The organism is Stenotrophomonas africana (genome assembly GCF_013004645.1).
Taxonomy (GTDB): Bacteria; Pseudomonadota; Gammaproteobacteria; order Xanthomonadales; family Xanthomonadaceae; genus Stenotrophomonas; species Stenotrophomonas africana.
The window spans coordinates 156,661-172,105 of record NZ_JABEME010000006.1 but is presented as its reverse complement, the minus strand read 5'-3'; the positions used below and the strand labels follow the sequence as shown (position 1 = coordinate 172,105).

The following is a 15,445-nucleotide window of genomic DNA, read 5'->3' as shown; positions in this document are numbered from 1 at the left end:
GGTCAACTCCAGCCTGTCCGCATTTCCTGAATGGGCACCCGGCGTCCACATCCACGCATGGCGCGGTCTACCGCCAGAGGTAGGTCTCCTCAGAAGGTGAACACATACTCCAACGCGAACTCGCGGCCGACCGCGCCCAGCAACCGGGTCGGGGCGAAATCGTAGTCCAGCTTGTACGGGTCCTTGTGGTTCCAGCTGGCGGAGTTGAAGGCGTTGTTGACGTACACGTTTACCTTCGCGTGTTCGGTCACCTGGTAGCCCACGTTGAAGTTCCAGGTGATGAACGGCCCGACCCGGCCGAAATAGCGCGCAGTCTGCTGGCCTGCATTCGGGTTCGGGTTCGGCGAGCCATCCGGACGTGTCGCCGGCTCCAGGCAGTTCAGCGACGGGCTGTCGCTGGGCACGTAGCCATCGGCGAACGGCAGGCAGCCACCGGGGTTGTCCAGGCGGTCGGTGCCCCAGTGGTAGCGCACGCCCGGCACCGAGCCCACGCGGTCGGCATAGACATTGGCGTTCCAGTTGCCGCGCTGCCAGGCCAGGCTCGCGCGCAGCTTGCTGCGCAGGTCGCGGTCGCGGCGTTCCGGGTTCGGGTCGTTGGCGTAGCGCTGTTCCTTGGTGGAGATCTGGTTGGTGTAGTTCACACCCAGCTGGAAGCTGCCCCACTGCGCGGTTTCCAGGCGATAGCGTGCGGTCAAGTCGATGCCGCGCACTTCCCGGCTGGCCAGGTTGAACGGGCCGCGCTCGATCGATACCAGGCGGCCGTTGCTGTCACGGTTCACGCGGGCCAGGATGCCGGCGCAGTACTCGCCACCGGCCGGGTTGGCCCATGGCGTGCCATCGATGTTCTTGCCGGTCAGGCAACCGGCCTCGCTGGCCAGCACCTCATCGGCGCCGACGTCGACGATCATGTCTTCCAGCTTGATCGCCCAGTAGTCGGCACTGACCGACAGGTTCGGCATCACGTCCCAGACGAAACCGACCGTCCACGAATCGCCGGTTTCCGAGCGCAGCAGCGGCGTGCCACGGCGGTTCACGTCGAAGGTGTACCAGACATCGGTGTTGCCCACACCGCAGTTGTTGACCAGGTACGCGCCACTCTGGATGCAGCGCAGGCGGTCATAGGTCTGCACTTCCGAACTGCTCGGCTGGCCCAGCAGGTAATGCATGTCCGGCGCATGGAAGCTGGTGGCGTACGAGCCACGCACCAGCAGCGATTCGACCGGGCGCCATTCCAGACCGACGTTCCAGGTGGTTTCCTTCTGGCTGCCGATGTCCAGCGCTTCGCTGCTGTCGTCGGCCTTGTAGTTGCCATAGCGGTCATAGCGCGCGGCCGCAGTGGCGGTCACGCTGTCCAGCAGCGGGATCTTGAACTCGACGCCGGCCGAATAGCGGGTGCGCTCGCCGCCACCGCGATCGACGTTCTGCAGGTCAAAGTCGATGCCGGCGCGTGGGTCGGGGCTGAGGTGATAACCCTGCTGCGCGACTTCAGCTACCGCGGCGAACGAGATCGGGCCGGCCCAGCCCTGGAACAGTTCGCCGGTGATATCCGCCGAGGCCTGGTTGACCCATGAGGACGCACGGTTCTTCGCCACCGTGCCCATCTGCCAGTACTCGTCCGGCGTGAGCGGGTTCCACCAGCGCGATTCGTTCAAGGCGTAGATCGCCTCGCCATCGGCCGTGGTGCCCAGCTTCGGGCCGAGGAAGTAGTCGTACGACTTCTGCTTGTCGACCACGTTCTGCCGCTCTTCCACGCGGTAGTAGGAACGCCCCACCGTGGCGCTCCAGTCGAAGCGGTCGGCCAAGCGCCCTCGCAGGCCCGCGCTCCAATCCCAGGACAGTTCCCGGTTGGTATTGCGCAGCGTATCCAGGCCGCCCACCTCGTTCGGGGTGAACTGGCGCACACCCAGGATCGGACGGTTGCGGTTGGCATCCCAGTAGTAGCCGTTGTCATCGTCGATCAGCGACACGCTGGGCGGATTGGTGCCCCAGATCGCTTCGGAGCGGTACACCGCCAGGTTGGTCCAGGCCTGCAGGTCGTTGCTGAAGTCGAAGGTGGCATACAGGTTGCCGGACACGTTCTCGGCACCGCCGGTGAGCAGCCAGTTGGCGTAGTCGGCGCTCATACCGCACAGGCGGCCGGTGTTGGTGATGCTGTTGGCGGCGTAGTTGTAGACCAGTCGATCGGCGGTGTAGTACTCGCCGTTGAACTTCTCGCAGGTGCCGGTGGGCGGTGCCAGACGCTGGCCCGTGGTCGGATCGATCAGCGCCAGACCAGCGGTGGGTCGGAAGCCGACCTTGCGTTGCTCCATGTTCCAGGACGGGTACGGCGCATCATCGGCATCGTCCATCTGCGGGCGGTCACGCCCGAACAGCGGGTCGCGCTTGGTGTACTGCAGCGCGTAGGTCACGCTCCAGTTGTCACCGGTCTTGCCGCCGGCCCAGGACAAGTCCCAGGTATCGCGGCCACCCTCGGTGGAGGTACCACCACGCACGCGCACTTCGTCGCCGTCGTAGTTGGTTTTCAGGATGACGTTGACCACGCCGGCAATCGCATCCGAACCATAGATGGCCGAGGCGCCACCGGTCAGCACTTCGATGCGCTCCACCGCCGCGGCCGGAATGTTGCCGTAGTTGGAGAAGTTGGTTTCACCGCCATACGGCAGCGGGTAGTCCGCCACGCGACGGCCGTTGACCAGCAGCAGCGAGCGATTCGGGCCCATCCCGCGCAGGTTCAGGCCGCTGGCATTGGGCGTATGCGAGCCCCACTGCGAAGCGGCTTCAACAGTGCCGGTCGCTTCGGTGAGGGTCTTCAGCGCGTCGTACACGCTGACGAAGCCTTCCTTCTGGATCTGCGCGGCGGTGATCACGTTGACCGGTGCCGGGCCTTCGACGGCGGCGCGCTTGATGCGTGAACCGGTGACGGTGACTGCGTCCAGATCCTTGGTGGACGCACTGGCAGCTTCCTGTGCACTGGCAGCCAGCGGCAAGAGGGCGAGGATCAGGGCCTGGGACAGCAGGTGACGGCGCTTGCGAACGGACTGAGCCATGGGTGGTTGCTCTTCGAAAGTGTGGACGCACGGACGGGTGGTGGCGCGGCACTACGGCTGATCCGGGCATCTGGATCGGTTCAGGACCGACGCGGCGCCCCCTCCTGTGGATCGATCCAAACTAAAGCACGGCTGAACCACGCCCGGCATGCGGCAACGCAGCAACACCCGAGGGAATGCCGCTATCGGCTGCCGGCATCCAGAACAATCAAAGGGTTGCGAAACATCGCTGAGAGAACGGCGCACGAAGTAGTGACACGATCACGACAGCCGCGCGCGGAACGGTTTTGTCCGCGTGGTCGCGTTCGGCCGGCAGCGGGTCGTTGTAGAGCCGAGCCTGTGCTCGGCTGCTGTTGTTCGTCGCAAAGAGCAGCCGAGCGAGGGCTCGGCTCTACAGAAGAAGCGGGTTACTGCGCGCCGTCCAGCGCCTGCCGCAGCGCGGCCACAGTGGCGGTGGCGGTCTGGCTCCAGTCCGGGTCCAGCCCTCGCAGGTCCGGGTTCTGGAACTGCATGGCCGAGCGCCGCAGGCCTTTGGCCGAGGCGTGCAGTTCGGTGCAGCCGCTGCGTCGTGCGACGGCGGCGACATTGGCTGGGCCCAGCCCGGCGCCGGCCATCACCGTGATACGTCCCGCCGCCTGGGTGACCAGGCCCGCCAGCACATCGGCACCGGCCTCGGCGCTGACCTGGCCGCCCGAGGTCAGCACGCGCTGGCAGCCCAGCCCGATCACCTGCTCCAGCGCTGCCGGCAGATCGCGGGCCGCATCGAAGGCGCGGTGGAAGGTCACCTGCAACGGCCCGGCGGCCTGCACCAGTTCGCGACACAGCGCCACGTCGATGCCGCCCTGCACATCCAGCGCACCGATCACCACGCCATCGCAGCCGAGCGCGCGGCACTGCGCGATGTCACGCAGCATCAGTTCGGTTTCCAGCGCGTCGTAGTGGAAGTCGCCCGGGCGTGGCCGCACCAGCACGAACAGCGGAATCGACAGGCGCTCACGGGCCATCGCGATGCTGGCGAACGACGGCGTGGTGCCGCCCTCGGCCAGGTTGTCGAACAGCTCGATGCGGTCAGCGCCACCGGCCTGAGCGGCCAGCGCCGAGGCCAGCGAGTTGCTGGCGATTTCCAGAGTGAGCCGCCTGCTCACGCCTGGGTGCTCGTGTAGATCGACGGCGAGTCGCGCAGGTCATCCTGGCGCTGCCCATCGCACACGGCGTAGACGAAGCCGCGATGCAACGCGTAGGCACCCACCTCGCCCTGCTTGTTCATGGCCAGGAAGCAGACCTGCAGTGTCTTGCTCGCTTCGGGGCGCTTGCGCACCACGCGGTCGATGGCTTCGCGGCAGGCCTGCGCCGGCGAGCGCCCCTGGCGCATCAGTTCGACCACCAGGAACGAAGCGGCGTTGCGGATCATCTCCTCACCCACGCCCGACGCGGTGGCCGCACCCACGTCGTTGTCGACATACAGGCCGGCACCGATGATTGGGCTGTCGCCAACCCGGCCGTGCAGTTTCCAGGCCATCCCGCTGGTGGTGCAGGCACCGGCCAGATGGCCCTTGGCATCCAGCGCCAGCATGCCGATGGTGTCGTGGTTGTCGCTGTTGCCGGGAATACCACGGCGCTCGGCATTGATCTGCGGCTGGTACTTCTCGGTCTTCAGCCACTCGCGCCAGGCCGCTTCGGCCTGCGGCGTCAGCAGGTGCTTGCGCTCGAAGCCCTGCTGCACCGCGAACTGCTGCGCGCCGTCGCCCACCAGCAGCACGTGCGGGCTGTTTTCCATCACTTTGCGGGCCACCGACACCGGATGCAGGATGTCGACCAGCGCGGCCACTGCACCGCAACGGCCATCACCATCCATGATGCTCGCGTCCAAGCTCAGCACGCCGTCGCGATCCGGATTGCCACAATGGCCAACGGTGGGGTTGCACAGCTCGCTCTCGGCCCAGCGTGCGCCTGCTTCCACCGCATCCAGCGCGCTGCCGCCCTGGGCCAGCACCTCCCATGCGGCCTGGTTGGCCGGCACGCCGAAGTCCCAGGTCGAAACCACTTTGGCCCCACCCTGCGTGCGCGCCTGCACGCCCGGTAATGCTGCGATGCCAGCGGCCAGTGCGCCGGCCTGCAGGAACTGCCTGCGATCCACCATCTTCCCCTCCCAGTCTGCAATGTGCGGCCGGCCCGATGCCGGCCGTGCCGATCAGTCGTGCGTGGGCTGTCGAGCGGCGTGCCAGACCGCTGCACCGAGCACGCCCAGCTGGCCATGCTCCACCCGCCACACCGGTACCTGGCGGAGCACCTCGGTCAGCACGCCCTTGTTGAGGAAGCGCTCACGGAAGCGGCCATCGGCCAGGAAATCCTGCACATGCGCGGAAATGCCACCGGCCAGGTACACCGAACGTGCACCGACGGCGATGGCTGCGTCGCCGGCCAGACTGCCCAGCCAGGCACAGAACACCTGCAGCGTTTCCACCGCCAGCGCGTCTTCACCGCTGCGCGCGGCACCGATCAACGCTTCGGTGCTGGTCCACACCGGGGTGGCACCGCGCAGCTCGCACAGGCACGGGTACAGGTTCATCAGGCCACTACCGGACAGCACGCGCTCGTTGTCCACGTGCGCCCAGCGCTGCAGCAACTTGCCCAGCACCTGCAGTTCCAGCGTGTTGCCGGCGCCGAGCGCGGCATGGCCGATCTCGCTGGCCAGCACCGGGCGCTCGCCATCGGCAAAGCGCAGCGCGGCGCCCAGGCCGGTACCGGCGCCCAGCACCAGTGCCGGGAACGCCTGCGCCGGATCGGCATCGCCGTTCAGCGGCACCAGCGTGTCGGGCTGCAGATAAGGGATGGCCAGCGCCACCGCCTCGAAATCATTGATCAGCTGCAGTTCGCCCAACCCGGACTGCGCGCGGGTGGCCGACAGCGAGACCCTCCACGGCAGGTTGGAATTGATCAGCACATCGCCATCGAGCAGGCCGGCGATGGCGACCACCGCGGTCTGCACCGGCTGGCCAAGGCCTGCGGTGAAATCGGCCAGGATCGCCGCCAGGCTGGGGTGCTCGGCGCAGGCGTAGGTGCGATGGCTGCCCAGCAGCGGTGCCTGGCCGGGTTGGGTTTCAGCCAGCGCGAGGCGGGCAAAGGTGCCGCCGACATCGGCGACCACCAGACGGCGCGGAAGACCGCCGCGGGCGGAGTCGGAGGAAACCGGGGACGCTGCTGCGATGGTCACGCTGGCCTGCTTGGATCGATTGAATCGCCCCGATTCTCAGGCATCGGGGTAGCTTTGCCTAGCACACCGATGGTTCAGGTTAGCCTACATGCCTTCCTGTTCGGCCACCTGCACACCATCCACCAGCACGCGCAGCCGCTGCGGGCGGAAACCGGCAAACAGCAGCGGCCGGGTGCGCTCAACCAGCACTTCATGGCCGGCGATATGGCGCAGCCACGACTGTACCAGCGAGAACGAGAAGTGGGTGCCGGGATGCAGCGGATGCTGCACCCAGACCTTCTCGGTGGCGCTCTGCAGCAGCATCGCGCCGGTGAACCAGTGGCGGCTGAGGGTCACCGGCGTGGTGCCGGCCATGAAGCGGATATCCATGCGGGGTCCTTTCGCTGGAGAGGCCTTGCGGCGTGTCAGGGCTGGGCAGTCTGCAGGCTGTAGCGGGTGCTGGCGGTGAACACCGCTCCGTCGGGCTGGGTGGAGCGCACCTCGACCTTGTGACTGCCCACGGCCAGATCGGTCGGCAACGCGCCGCGCCACAGGTGCGGCGATGCGGTGGCCTCCGGCGAGCGGTCGTAGCCGCGCAGGTTATTGGCAAGATCGTCGGCCACGTTTTCCACCATCAGGCGCGGATCGGGCTGGCTGACCTGCTTCATCGGCTGCCAGGTGCCGCCATCGACGCGGTACTCGACCACGCTGGCATCCTCACCCATGTAGACGTTGGCATAGATGCCCCACGCCGGGTAGGCCCCCTGGCGCAGCACCTTCGGCGCATGCAGGCCGATCTGCTCGCTGGCCGGTTTGCCGGCCACGCGGTACTGCAGTTTGTAGCTGCCATTGCCGGCCACATCGAGCAACGCATAGCCCTTCGGGGTGCCATCGCTCATGGTGCTGTCCGGCACGCCGGCGGCGTCCTTCACCCCCGACCAGAACGCACCGCAGTTGGCACCCACGTTGTACTCGTGCAGCGGCTTTTCGCCGTTCCAGCCCTCGGCCTTGCCGTGGTAGACGTGCTGCTGGGTGTGGCTGTGGCCGCTGAGCACCAGCACGTTGCGGAAGTCCTTCAACAGGTCGAACAGCCGCTGGCGATCGGCATGGCGGAAGGTCTCGCGTCCCGGCGCGGCGTCGAACAGCGGGATGTGCATGCCCAGCACCAGCAGGCGATCCTTGTGCAGCCCCTTCAGGTAGCTGGCGAGGAAGGCGAACTGGTCTTCGCGCAGGCCGCCGACGTACTTCGGCCTGGCCTTGGGGTCGTACACCACGTCGTCCAGGAACACGAAACTGGCGCCGCCCTCTTCCACCGCGTAGGTGTCCGGGCCGTAGATGTTGCGCCAGCTGTCCAGCGAGTGCTCATCGCTGGCGGCATCGAAATCGAGGTCGTGGTTGCCCGGCACATGGAACCACGGCACGCCAAGTTCGGCGGTGACCTTGTTGATCGCCGGATACAGGGTCAGGTCATCATTGACGATGTCACCCAGAGTGGTGCCCATGCGCGCCCTGGTCTGGCCGACCAGCGGCGCCACGATCGACTGCTGGTAGTAGCCGATGTCCTTCAGGCTGGCGGTCTGCGAATCGGTGAACACCAGCATCTGGAAACCATGGCGGCTGTCATGGCGGTCCGACTGCAGAGCGAAATCCCAGTTGCGGGTGACATCGCTGGTGGCGGCGATGCCGCCGTACTTCAGCGCCGGCGAGCCGTTCGGGCGGTAGTGGCGCCAGAACGACGGCAGGCCGTCGGTCGCCTTCGGGAAGGCGTAGGCATCGGGCTTGATCACGAATACGGTCTGGCCGTCGCGCACTGGCAAGCTGTAGCTGCCGTCTGCAGCCGTCTTGACGATGGTCTCGCCGTTGGAAACCTGCACCCCGGCCAGGCCCGGATCGGTCGCGCCGCGCCCCGGCCGTCCGTCACGCTCCAGATAGACCTTGCCGCTGACCACGGTGTCCGCGGCCCAGGCCGGCGAGGTCAGCAACAGGCAGCACAGCCAGGCGGCAGGCAGTTTCATGGGCGGTCCGGGAAAGAAGAAGACCGCCTATTGTAGAGCCGAGCCACGCTCGGCTGCATTGCAGAGGCAGGTGCGGACCATTGGTCCCACGCCTCCCTCAACGATGGCGCTTTTCCAGCACCGCCCGCGCATCCTCCAGCGACAGCCCGCGCGCGCGCAGCAGCACCAGCAGGTGGAACAACAGGTCCGACGCCTCGCCCAGCAACGCCTCATCATCCTGCGCCACGGCGGCCAATGCGGTCTCCACGCCCTCCTCGCCCACCTTCTGCGCGATGCGGCGGATACCACCCTCGAACAGGCTCGTGGTGTAGCTGCCCGGTGGTCGCTGCGCCTCGCGCATCGCTACCAGTTGGCCCAGCCCGCCCAGGAAGTCCTTCGGCGCGCCATCGAAGCAGCTCTCCGCACCGGTGTGACAGGTCGGCCCGGCCGGCCGTGCCATCACCAGCAGCGTGTCGGCATCGCAGTCGACACTGATCGACTGCACCACCAGCACGTTGCCGGACTGCTCGCCCTTGGTCCACAACCGCTGCTTGCTGCGACTGAAAAAGGTCATATGGCCGATGGCGAGCGTGGCCGCCAGCGATTCAGCACTGACATAGCCCAGCATCAGCACCTGCAGGGTATCGGCATCCTGCACCACCGCCGGCAGCAGGCCGTCACCCTTGGCCCAGTCAAGTGCCTGCAATGCGTCCAACGACGGCCTGACTTCAATAGACATCCCGCACCTCGATCTGCTGTCCGCGCAGGTAGCGCTTCAATTCCGGAATGGCGATGGCGCCCCTGTGGAACACACTGGCCGCCAGCGCGCCATCCACATCGGCCTGGTCGAAGGCCTCGGCAAAGTGCTCCATCGCACCGGCGCCACCGGAGGCGATCAGCGGCACCTGGCAGAGTGCCCGCGCCTGCTGCAGCTGCACGACGTCGTAGCCACGGCGCACGCCGTCGCTGTCCATGCAGTTCAACACGATTTCGCCGGCGCCACGGCGCTGCGCTTCGACGATCCAGTCCAGCGTGCGCAGCGGCACCGCCTGGGTCTTGTCCGGGTCGCCACTGAAACGGCGCACCCGCCACTGGCCATCGGTCTCGCGTACCGAATCGACACCGACCACCACGCACTGCACGCCGAACTCGTCGGCCAGTTCGGTGATCAGTTCGGGACGGCCCAACGCGGGCGAGTTGATCGACACCTTGTCGGCACCGGCGAACAGCACGCGGCGCGCGGTTTCCACGCTGTCGATGCCACCGGCCACGCAGAACGGAATGTCGATCAGCCGCGCGATGCGCTCGATCCAGGCGACGTCCACCGAGCGCGCCTCGGGGCTGGCGCCGATGTCATAGAACACCAGCTCGTCGGCACCCTGGTCGCGGTAGCGCTGCGCCAGCTCGGCGATGTCGCCCATGTCGACATGGTCGCGGAAGCGCACACCCTTGACCACGCGACCATCGCGCACATCCAGGCACGGAATGATGCGCCGGCTCAACATGCCAGCGCCTCCGCCAGGTCCATGCGCTGCTCCAGCAGCGCCTTGCCGAGGATCGCGCCGCCGCAGCCCACATGTCGCGCTTCGGCCACATCGGCCACGTTGCGGATGCCGCCGGAGGCCTGCACCGCCACGCCCGGCAGCAGCGCCGACAGTTGCTGGTAGAGGCTGATGTTGGGCCCGGCCAGCATGCCGTCGCGGGCGATGTCGGTGCACAGCAGGTGGCGCATGCCGGCGCGCGCGTAGCGCCGGGCCAGGTCATCCAGGGTCACCCCGGCGTTCTCGGTCCAGCCGTGCACCGGCAACTGCCACTGCCCCTGTGCGTCCTGGCGCGCGTCCAGCGCAATCGTGATGCGCTCGGCGCCGAATTCTTCCAGCCAGCCCACCACCTCATCGGGGCGGCGCACGGCCAGTGAACCGACCACCACGCGGTGGGCGCCAGCGTCGAGGATGCGCGCTACATCGTCGCGGCCGCGCACGCCACCGCCGGTCTGCACCTGCAGCGGGGTCTGCGCACGAATGGATGCCAACAGCGGCGCCAGGGTGTAGCCACCGGCGCGTGCGGCATCCAGGTCGACCAGATGCATCCACTGCGCACCCCGCGCGGCAAAGGCCTGCGCGCGCGGCAGAGGGTCATCCCCATAGGAGGTTTCCTGCGCGTAGTCGCCCTGGCGTAGCCGCACCACGCGGCCATCACGGATATCCAGCGCGGGGTAGACGATGAAACTCATGCAGCAGTGCCCTCGAGGAAGTTGCGCAGCATCAGCGAACCGGTCTCGCCGGAGCGCTCGGGATGGAACTGTGCGCCGTAGTAACGCCCCTGCTCCACCACGGCGGTGAACAGGCCACCGTGGTCGCAGGCAGCGACGGTATGGGTATTCAGCGGCGCCGCATAGCTGTGCACGAAGTAGGCGCTGGCGCGTTCCGGCACGCCTTGCAGCAACAGCGATTCGCGTAGCGGCAGCAGGCGGTTCCAGCCCATGTGCGGCACGCGGATGCCGCAGGCCGGTACCAGCCTGCGCACCACGCCGGGAATCAGCCCCAGCGTTTCCACGCCGGCTTCCTCGGAGCGTTCGAACAGCAGCTGCATGCCCAGGCAGATACCCATCAGCGGCACTTCCAGCCGCTGCAACGGTTCCACCAGCCCCTGCGCGTGCAGGCGCTGCATGCCGGGACCGGCCGCGCCGACGCCGGGCAGGATCACCCGCTGCGCACCGACCAGGCCGTCCGCATCGCGCACCAGCCGCACCGTCGCACCCAGGCGCTCCAATGCGTAGCGCACCGAGCCCAGGTTGGCGCCGCCGGCATCGATCAGCGCAACGTCGCTCACAGCGCCCCCTTGGTGGAAGGCAGCGCCGTGCCCTGGCGGGCCAGCGCCGGACGCAGTGCGCGGGCCAAGGCCTTGAAGCAGGCTTCCACCTTGTGGTGATCGTTGTCACCGCGTACCTGCAGGTTGAGGTTCAACCCGCTGGCATCACACAGCGAACGGAAGAAGTGCGGCACCAGCTCGGTCGGCATGTCGCCCACGCGCTCGCGCTTGAACTCGCCCTCGAACACGAAGTACGGGCGGCCACTGAAGTCCAGCGCAGCGCTGGCCAGCGTCTCGTCCATCGGCAGGGTGAAGCCGTAGCGGCCGATGCCGCGCTTGTCGCCCAGCGCCTCGCGCAGCGCCTGGCCCAATGCGAGACCGGTGTCTTCGATGGTGTGGTGCTCGTCGATGTGCAGGTCGCCCTCGGCCTGGATGTCCAGCGCGAACCCGCCGTGCTTGCCGATCTGTTCCAGCATGTGGTCGAAGAACGGCAGTCCGGTGGCGATGCGCGCATCACCGGCGCGGTCCAGATCCAGTTCGACGCGGATCTTCGTCTCTTTCGTGTTGCGCTGGACCACTGCGGTACGCGGCGCATCGGCCAGCACATGGGCGATGCCCGGCCAGTCCCACTCGCCACCAAACTGTTCGGTGCGCAGCTGGAAGCCTCGGATGTTGAGGTTGTCAGCGAACTGCAGGTCGGTGATGCGGTCACCGACCATGCCCGAGCGCGCCCAGTCGATGCTGCGGTCCTGCAGGTAGGCGGTCATCAGGCCGATGCCCGGCTTGCGGGTCGGCGCGTTGTCCTGCGGCCAGCTGCAGTCGATCAGCACGTCACGGAAAGTGATGCCCTGGCTTTCGAAGATCTGCAGCATCAGGTCGTTGGGGCCATCGAAGCTGGCGCGCGGGTAGCTGTCGCTGCCGAGGCCATCCTGATTGGTGACGATCACGAACTGATAGCCGGCGTCGCGCAGCTTCAGCAGCGCCGGGATCACCTGTGGCACGAAGCGCAGCTTTTCGTAGGCGTCGATCTGGAAGTCGGACGGCTCCTCGATGAGGGTACCGTCGCGGTCGATGAACAGGATCGGGGTCATGCTGCGGCCCTCCGCGCCGACAGGGCCGCAAGCACGCGGTCATTCTCTTCGGGGCTGCCGATACTGATGCGCAGTGCATCACCCAGCTGCGGCGCGGCGCGCTGGTCGCGTACCACCACACCGGCATCCAGCAAGGTGTCGAACGCTGCCTGCGCATCAGTGAAGCGGACCAGCAGGTAGTTGCCGGCCGAGGCATACACCCGGCGCACGCCGGGCAGGCCCGGCAGCGCAGCGAACAGGCGTTCGCGCTCGGCGATGACCGTCGCCACGCGCTCGGCGGTACGTGCCAGTGCGGCCGGCTGCAGCGCCTGCACGGCCAGCTCGGCGCACGGGGTCGGCACCGGGTACGGCGCCTGGCAACGGCGCAGTACGGCAATCAGTTCCGGCGCGGCGATCAGGGTGCCGATGCGCGCGGCCGCAAGTGCGTGCGCCTTCGACAACGTGCGCAGCACTGCCAGATTGGCGTGCGCGGCCAGCAGCGTGGTCGCCGACGCACGCTGCGCGTACTCGACATAGGCCTCGTCCACCACCACCAGTGCCTGCCCGCGCAGCGCGGTGGCCACGCGTTCGACCTCCTCCAGAGCGATGTCACTGCCGGCCGGGTTCGACGGTGCGCACAGGAACACCAGCTTGGCATTGCGCGCCTTGGCGGTGTCGATCACCGCATCCAGATCAGCGCGCAGGCCGTCCTCGCTGTCCACCAGGGGCACTTCAATCAATGCGGCGCCCTGCAGGCGCGCGCAGACCGCATACATGCCGAACACCGGCGGCGTGACCAGCACGCCATCGCGGCCCGGCACGCACAGGGCGCGCACCAGCAGATCAATGGCTTCGTCGCTGCCGCGGCCGACCAGCAGCTGCGGCGGCGTCACGCCGTACAGAGCCGCCAGGCCCTCACGCAACGCCAACGGCTGCGGTTCCGGATAGCGCCGGCTGTTGCCCGCCACATCAGCCGGATTGGCCCAGGCCGACTCATTGGCATTCAACCAGACCTCGCCCTGCACCGCCGCACTGCGCGCCGAGCTGTAGCCGGCGAACGTCTGCAGATCCGGACGCACCAGTGCCAGCACATCATCGATAGCCGCGCTCATGCAGCCACCTCCATGCGCACTGCGACCGCACGTTCATGTGCATCCAGGCCTTCGGCGCTGGCGATGATGCGCGCGCAGCCGCCGATCGCTGCCAGGCCGGCGGCGCTGGCGCTCTGCACGCTGATCAGGTTCTGGAAACTGGCCACGCTGACACCGCTGTAGGCACGTGCGGCACCGGCGGTAGGCAGCACGTGGTTGGTGCCGCTGCAGTAGTCGCCCAGTGCCTCGGGGGTGTAATCACCCAGGAACACCGAGCCGGCCGCCTGCACCTTGTCCAGCCACGCACGCGGATCACGCAGCGCCAGGATCAGGTGCTCTGGCGCATAGCGGTTGCTGATCGCGAAGGCTTCGTCCAACGAATCGACCTGGATCAGCAGCGAGGCCGATAGCGCTTGGCGTGCGATCTGCTGGCGCGGCAGCAAGGCCACCTGGCGCTCCACTTCGGCCTCGACCGCCGCCAGCATCGCGGCATCGTCGGTCAGCAGCAGAACCTGAGAATCCGGGCCGTGCTCGGCCTGCGACAGCAGGTCGGCGGCGACGAACGCCGGATTGGCGCCGGCATCGGCAATCACCAGCACTTCGGAGGGGCCGGCCGGCATGTCGATGGCGGCCGCGCCATCCTGTGCGACCTGCTGCTTGGCTTCGGTGACGAAGCTGTTGCCGGGCCCGAACAGCTTGTCACAGGCCGGAATGCTGGCCGTGCCGTAGGCCATCGCGGCGATGGCCTGGGCACCGCCCAGCTTGAACACGCGCTGCACCCCGGTCAACCGCGCGGCCACCAGCACCGCCGGATCGGCCGTGCCGTCGGCGCGCGGCGGCGTACACAGCACCACCTGCGGGCAGCCGGCCAGCCGTGCGGGAACACCCAGCATCAGCGCGGTGGACGGCAGCGGTGCGCTGCCCGCCGGCACATACAGGCCCACACGGCCGATCGGACGCAGCATGCGCTCGCAGACCACCCCCGGTGCGGTTTCCACCGCATACCCCGTCCCCATGCCGGCGGCGTGGAAACGCGCGATGCGTTCGGCAGCTTCCACCATGGCCTGGCGCAACTCAGCCGGCACCGCAGCTTCCGCCGCGGCAAACTCGGCTTCGCTCACTTCAAAGGACGACAGCTCGACACCATCGAAGCGCGCGGTGATCGCGCGCAGCGCGTCGTCGCCCTGTGTGCGCACCTGTGCAATCAGCGTCGCCACCGCGTCGCGGGTCTGCTGCGCCACGGTCTGCACCGGGCGGGTCAGCGCCGCGCTGCGCGCGGTCTCATCAAGTCGGGACCAGATCAGACGGTTCATGCCAGCGACCGCTCCACGCTCAACACCATCAGGCCCTGCGCGCCAGCGCGCTCGAGTTCTTCCATGCGCTGCCAGCTCAGCGGGCCGGGGCACATGGTCTGCAGGCGCAGCGCGCCGCCATCGGCCGGCAGCCGCACCAGCGGCTCGGCATCGACCAGCAGCTGCGCCAGCGCGTCGACGCGGTCCTCGCTGGCACGGAACATCAGCAGCTTGCGGTCCTGGCGCTGCACCACGCCGTCGAGGCGGCGCAGCAGCATCGCGCGCAGCGATGCGCGTGCGTCATCCGGCACGCGCACCGCGCCGGCCAGCACCGCCTCGCTGTCGAGCAGGTTGTGCACCGGGGTCAGCTGATTTGCGCGCAGGGTGGCGCCGCTGGACACCAGATCACAGATGAGGTCGGCGGTGCCCAGGCGCGGGGCGATTTCCACCGAACCGGACAGCTCGACCACCTGTGCGTCCACGCCCTGCTCGGCCAGCCACTGCTTGAGGATGGCCGGGTAGCTGGTGGCGATGCGGGTGCCGGCCAGCTGCGCCGGACCCTGCCACTGCCATTCCTCGGGCACCGCCAGCATCAGCCGGCACTGGCCGAAGCCCAGCCCGCGCAGCGCCTGGTAGGCGTCAGGCAGGCCGATCTGACGGCGTGCCGCGGCCTGCTCGTCCAGCTCGTTGCGGCCGACGATGCCGAGGTCGCAGACGCCGTCAGCGATCAGGCCGGGGATGTCGTCGTCGCGCACCAGCAGCAGGTCCACCGGAAGCGACTCGCCGTAGCAGAACAATTTGTCGCGGCTTTCGCGCCAGCTCAGGCCACAGGCGCTGAGCAGGTTGCGGGCGGGCTCGGCCAAGCGGCCACTCTTCTGGATGGCGATACGCAGCCGGTCTCGTGCCGGCGCTGCCTGGGTTGCACTCATGGAGGAGGTCTCGAAGTT

Annotated in this window: 14 protein-coding genes; all 14 read right to left on the bottom strand. The window is 67.9% G+C overall.

Features of this window, described 5'->3' with window-relative positions; genetic code table 11:
- Positions 1-89: 89 nt before the first annotated feature.
- Positions 90-3,047 carry a TonB-dependent receptor plug domain-containing protein gene (locus HLA98_RS12605; RefSeq protein WP_057500683.1) on the bottom strand — a complete coding sequence of 986 codons (2,958 nt, stop codon included), beginning with the start codon at positions 3,045-3,047 and terminating at the stop codon, positions 90-92.
- A gap of 407 nt (positions 3,048-3,454) precedes the next feature.
- Positions 3,455-4,192 carry a copper homeostasis protein CutC gene (locus HLA98_RS12600; RefSeq protein ID WP_057500684.1) on the bottom strand — a complete coding sequence of 246 codons (738 nt, stop codon included), beginning with the start codon at positions 4,190-4,192 and terminating at the stop codon, positions 3,455-3,457.
- Positions 4,189-5,187, bottom strand: a complete 999-nt coding sequence (locus HLA98_RS12595) for a glycosylasparaginase (protein WP_057500685.1) — start codon at positions 5,185-5,187, stop codon at positions 4,189-4,191. The genes HLA98_RS12600 and HLA98_RS12595 overlap by 4 nt, the downstream gene beginning before the upstream one ends.
- 51 nt (positions 5,188-5,238) lie before the next feature.
- Complete coding sequence (locus HLA98_RS12590) at positions 5,239-6,261, bottom strand: glucokinase (RefSeq protein WP_057500686.1); 1,023 nt, start codon at positions 6,259-6,261, stop codon at positions 5,239-5,241.
- Between the two features lie 84 nt (positions 6,262-6,345).
- Positions 6,346-6,630 carry a hypothetical protein gene (locus HLA98_RS12585; protein ID WP_005409434.1) on the bottom strand — a complete coding sequence of 95 codons (285 nt, stop codon included), beginning with the start codon at positions 6,628-6,630 and terminating at the stop codon, positions 6,346-6,348.
- A gap of 35 nt (positions 6,631-6,665) precedes the next feature.
- On the bottom strand, positions 6,666-8,255 hold the full coding sequence (locus HLA98_RS12580; protein ID WP_057500687.1) for a calcineurin-like phosphoesterase C-terminal domain-containing protein: 1,590 nt from the start codon (positions 8,253-8,255) through the stop codon (positions 6,666-6,668).
- A 97-nt stretch (positions 8,256-8,352) separates the two neighbouring features.
- On the bottom strand, positions 8,353-8,973 hold the full coding sequence (hisIE, locus tag HLA98_RS12575) for a bifunctional phosphoribosyl-AMP cyclohydrolase/phosphoribosyl-ATP diphosphatase HisIE (protein ID WP_057500688.1): 621 nt from the start codon (positions 8,971-8,973) through the stop codon (positions 8,353-8,355).
- A complete protein-coding gene (hisF, locus tag HLA98_RS12570) occupies positions 8,963-9,739 on the bottom strand; it encodes an imidazole glycerol phosphate synthase subunit HisF (RefSeq protein ID WP_057500689.1) in 777 nt (258 codons plus the stop codon). The genes hisIE and hisF overlap by 11 nt, the downstream gene beginning before the upstream one ends.
- A complete protein-coding gene (gene hisA / locus HLA98_RS12565) occupies positions 9,733-10,467 on the bottom strand; it encodes a 1-(5-phosphoribosyl)-5-[(5-phosphoribosylamino)methylideneamino]imidazole-4-carboxamide isomerase (protein WP_057500690.1) in 735 nt (244 codons plus the stop codon). Before hisA ends, hisF begins: the two co-directional genes overlap by 7 nt.
- Entirely contained in the window at positions 10,464-11,066 is a 603-nt protein-coding gene (gene hisH / locus HLA98_RS12560; RefSeq protein ID WP_057500691.1) for an imidazole glycerol phosphate synthase subunit HisH, read from the bottom strand. Before hisH ends, hisA begins: the two co-directional genes overlap by 4 nt.
- On the bottom strand, positions 11,063-12,136 hold the full coding sequence (hisB, locus tag HLA98_RS12555) for a bifunctional histidinol-phosphatase/imidazoleglycerol-phosphate dehydratase HisB (RefSeq protein ID WP_057500692.1): 1,074 nt from the start codon (positions 12,134-12,136) through the stop codon (positions 11,063-11,065). Before hisB ends, hisH begins: the two co-directional genes overlap by 4 nt.
- On the bottom strand, positions 12,133-13,227 hold the full coding sequence (gene hisC, locus HLA98_RS12550; protein WP_057500693.1) for a histidinol-phosphate transaminase: 1,095 nt from the start codon (positions 13,225-13,227) through the stop codon (positions 12,133-12,135). Before hisC ends, hisB begins: the two co-directional genes overlap by 4 nt.
- Positions 13,224-14,519 carry a histidinol dehydrogenase gene (gene hisD / locus HLA98_RS12545; protein WP_057500694.1) on the bottom strand — a complete coding sequence of 432 codons (1,296 nt, stop codon included), beginning with the start codon at positions 14,517-14,519 and terminating at the stop codon, positions 13,224-13,226. The genes hisC and hisD overlap by 4 nt, the downstream gene beginning before the upstream one ends.
- Positions 14,516-15,427: an ATP phosphoribosyltransferase gene (gene hisG, locus HLA98_RS12540; protein WP_057500697.1), complete on the bottom strand. Its 912-nt coding sequence runs from the start codon at positions 15,425-15,427 to the stop codon at positions 14,516-14,518. Before hisG ends, hisD begins: the two co-directional genes overlap by 4 nt.
- Positions 15,428-15,445 lie beyond the last annotated feature (18 nt).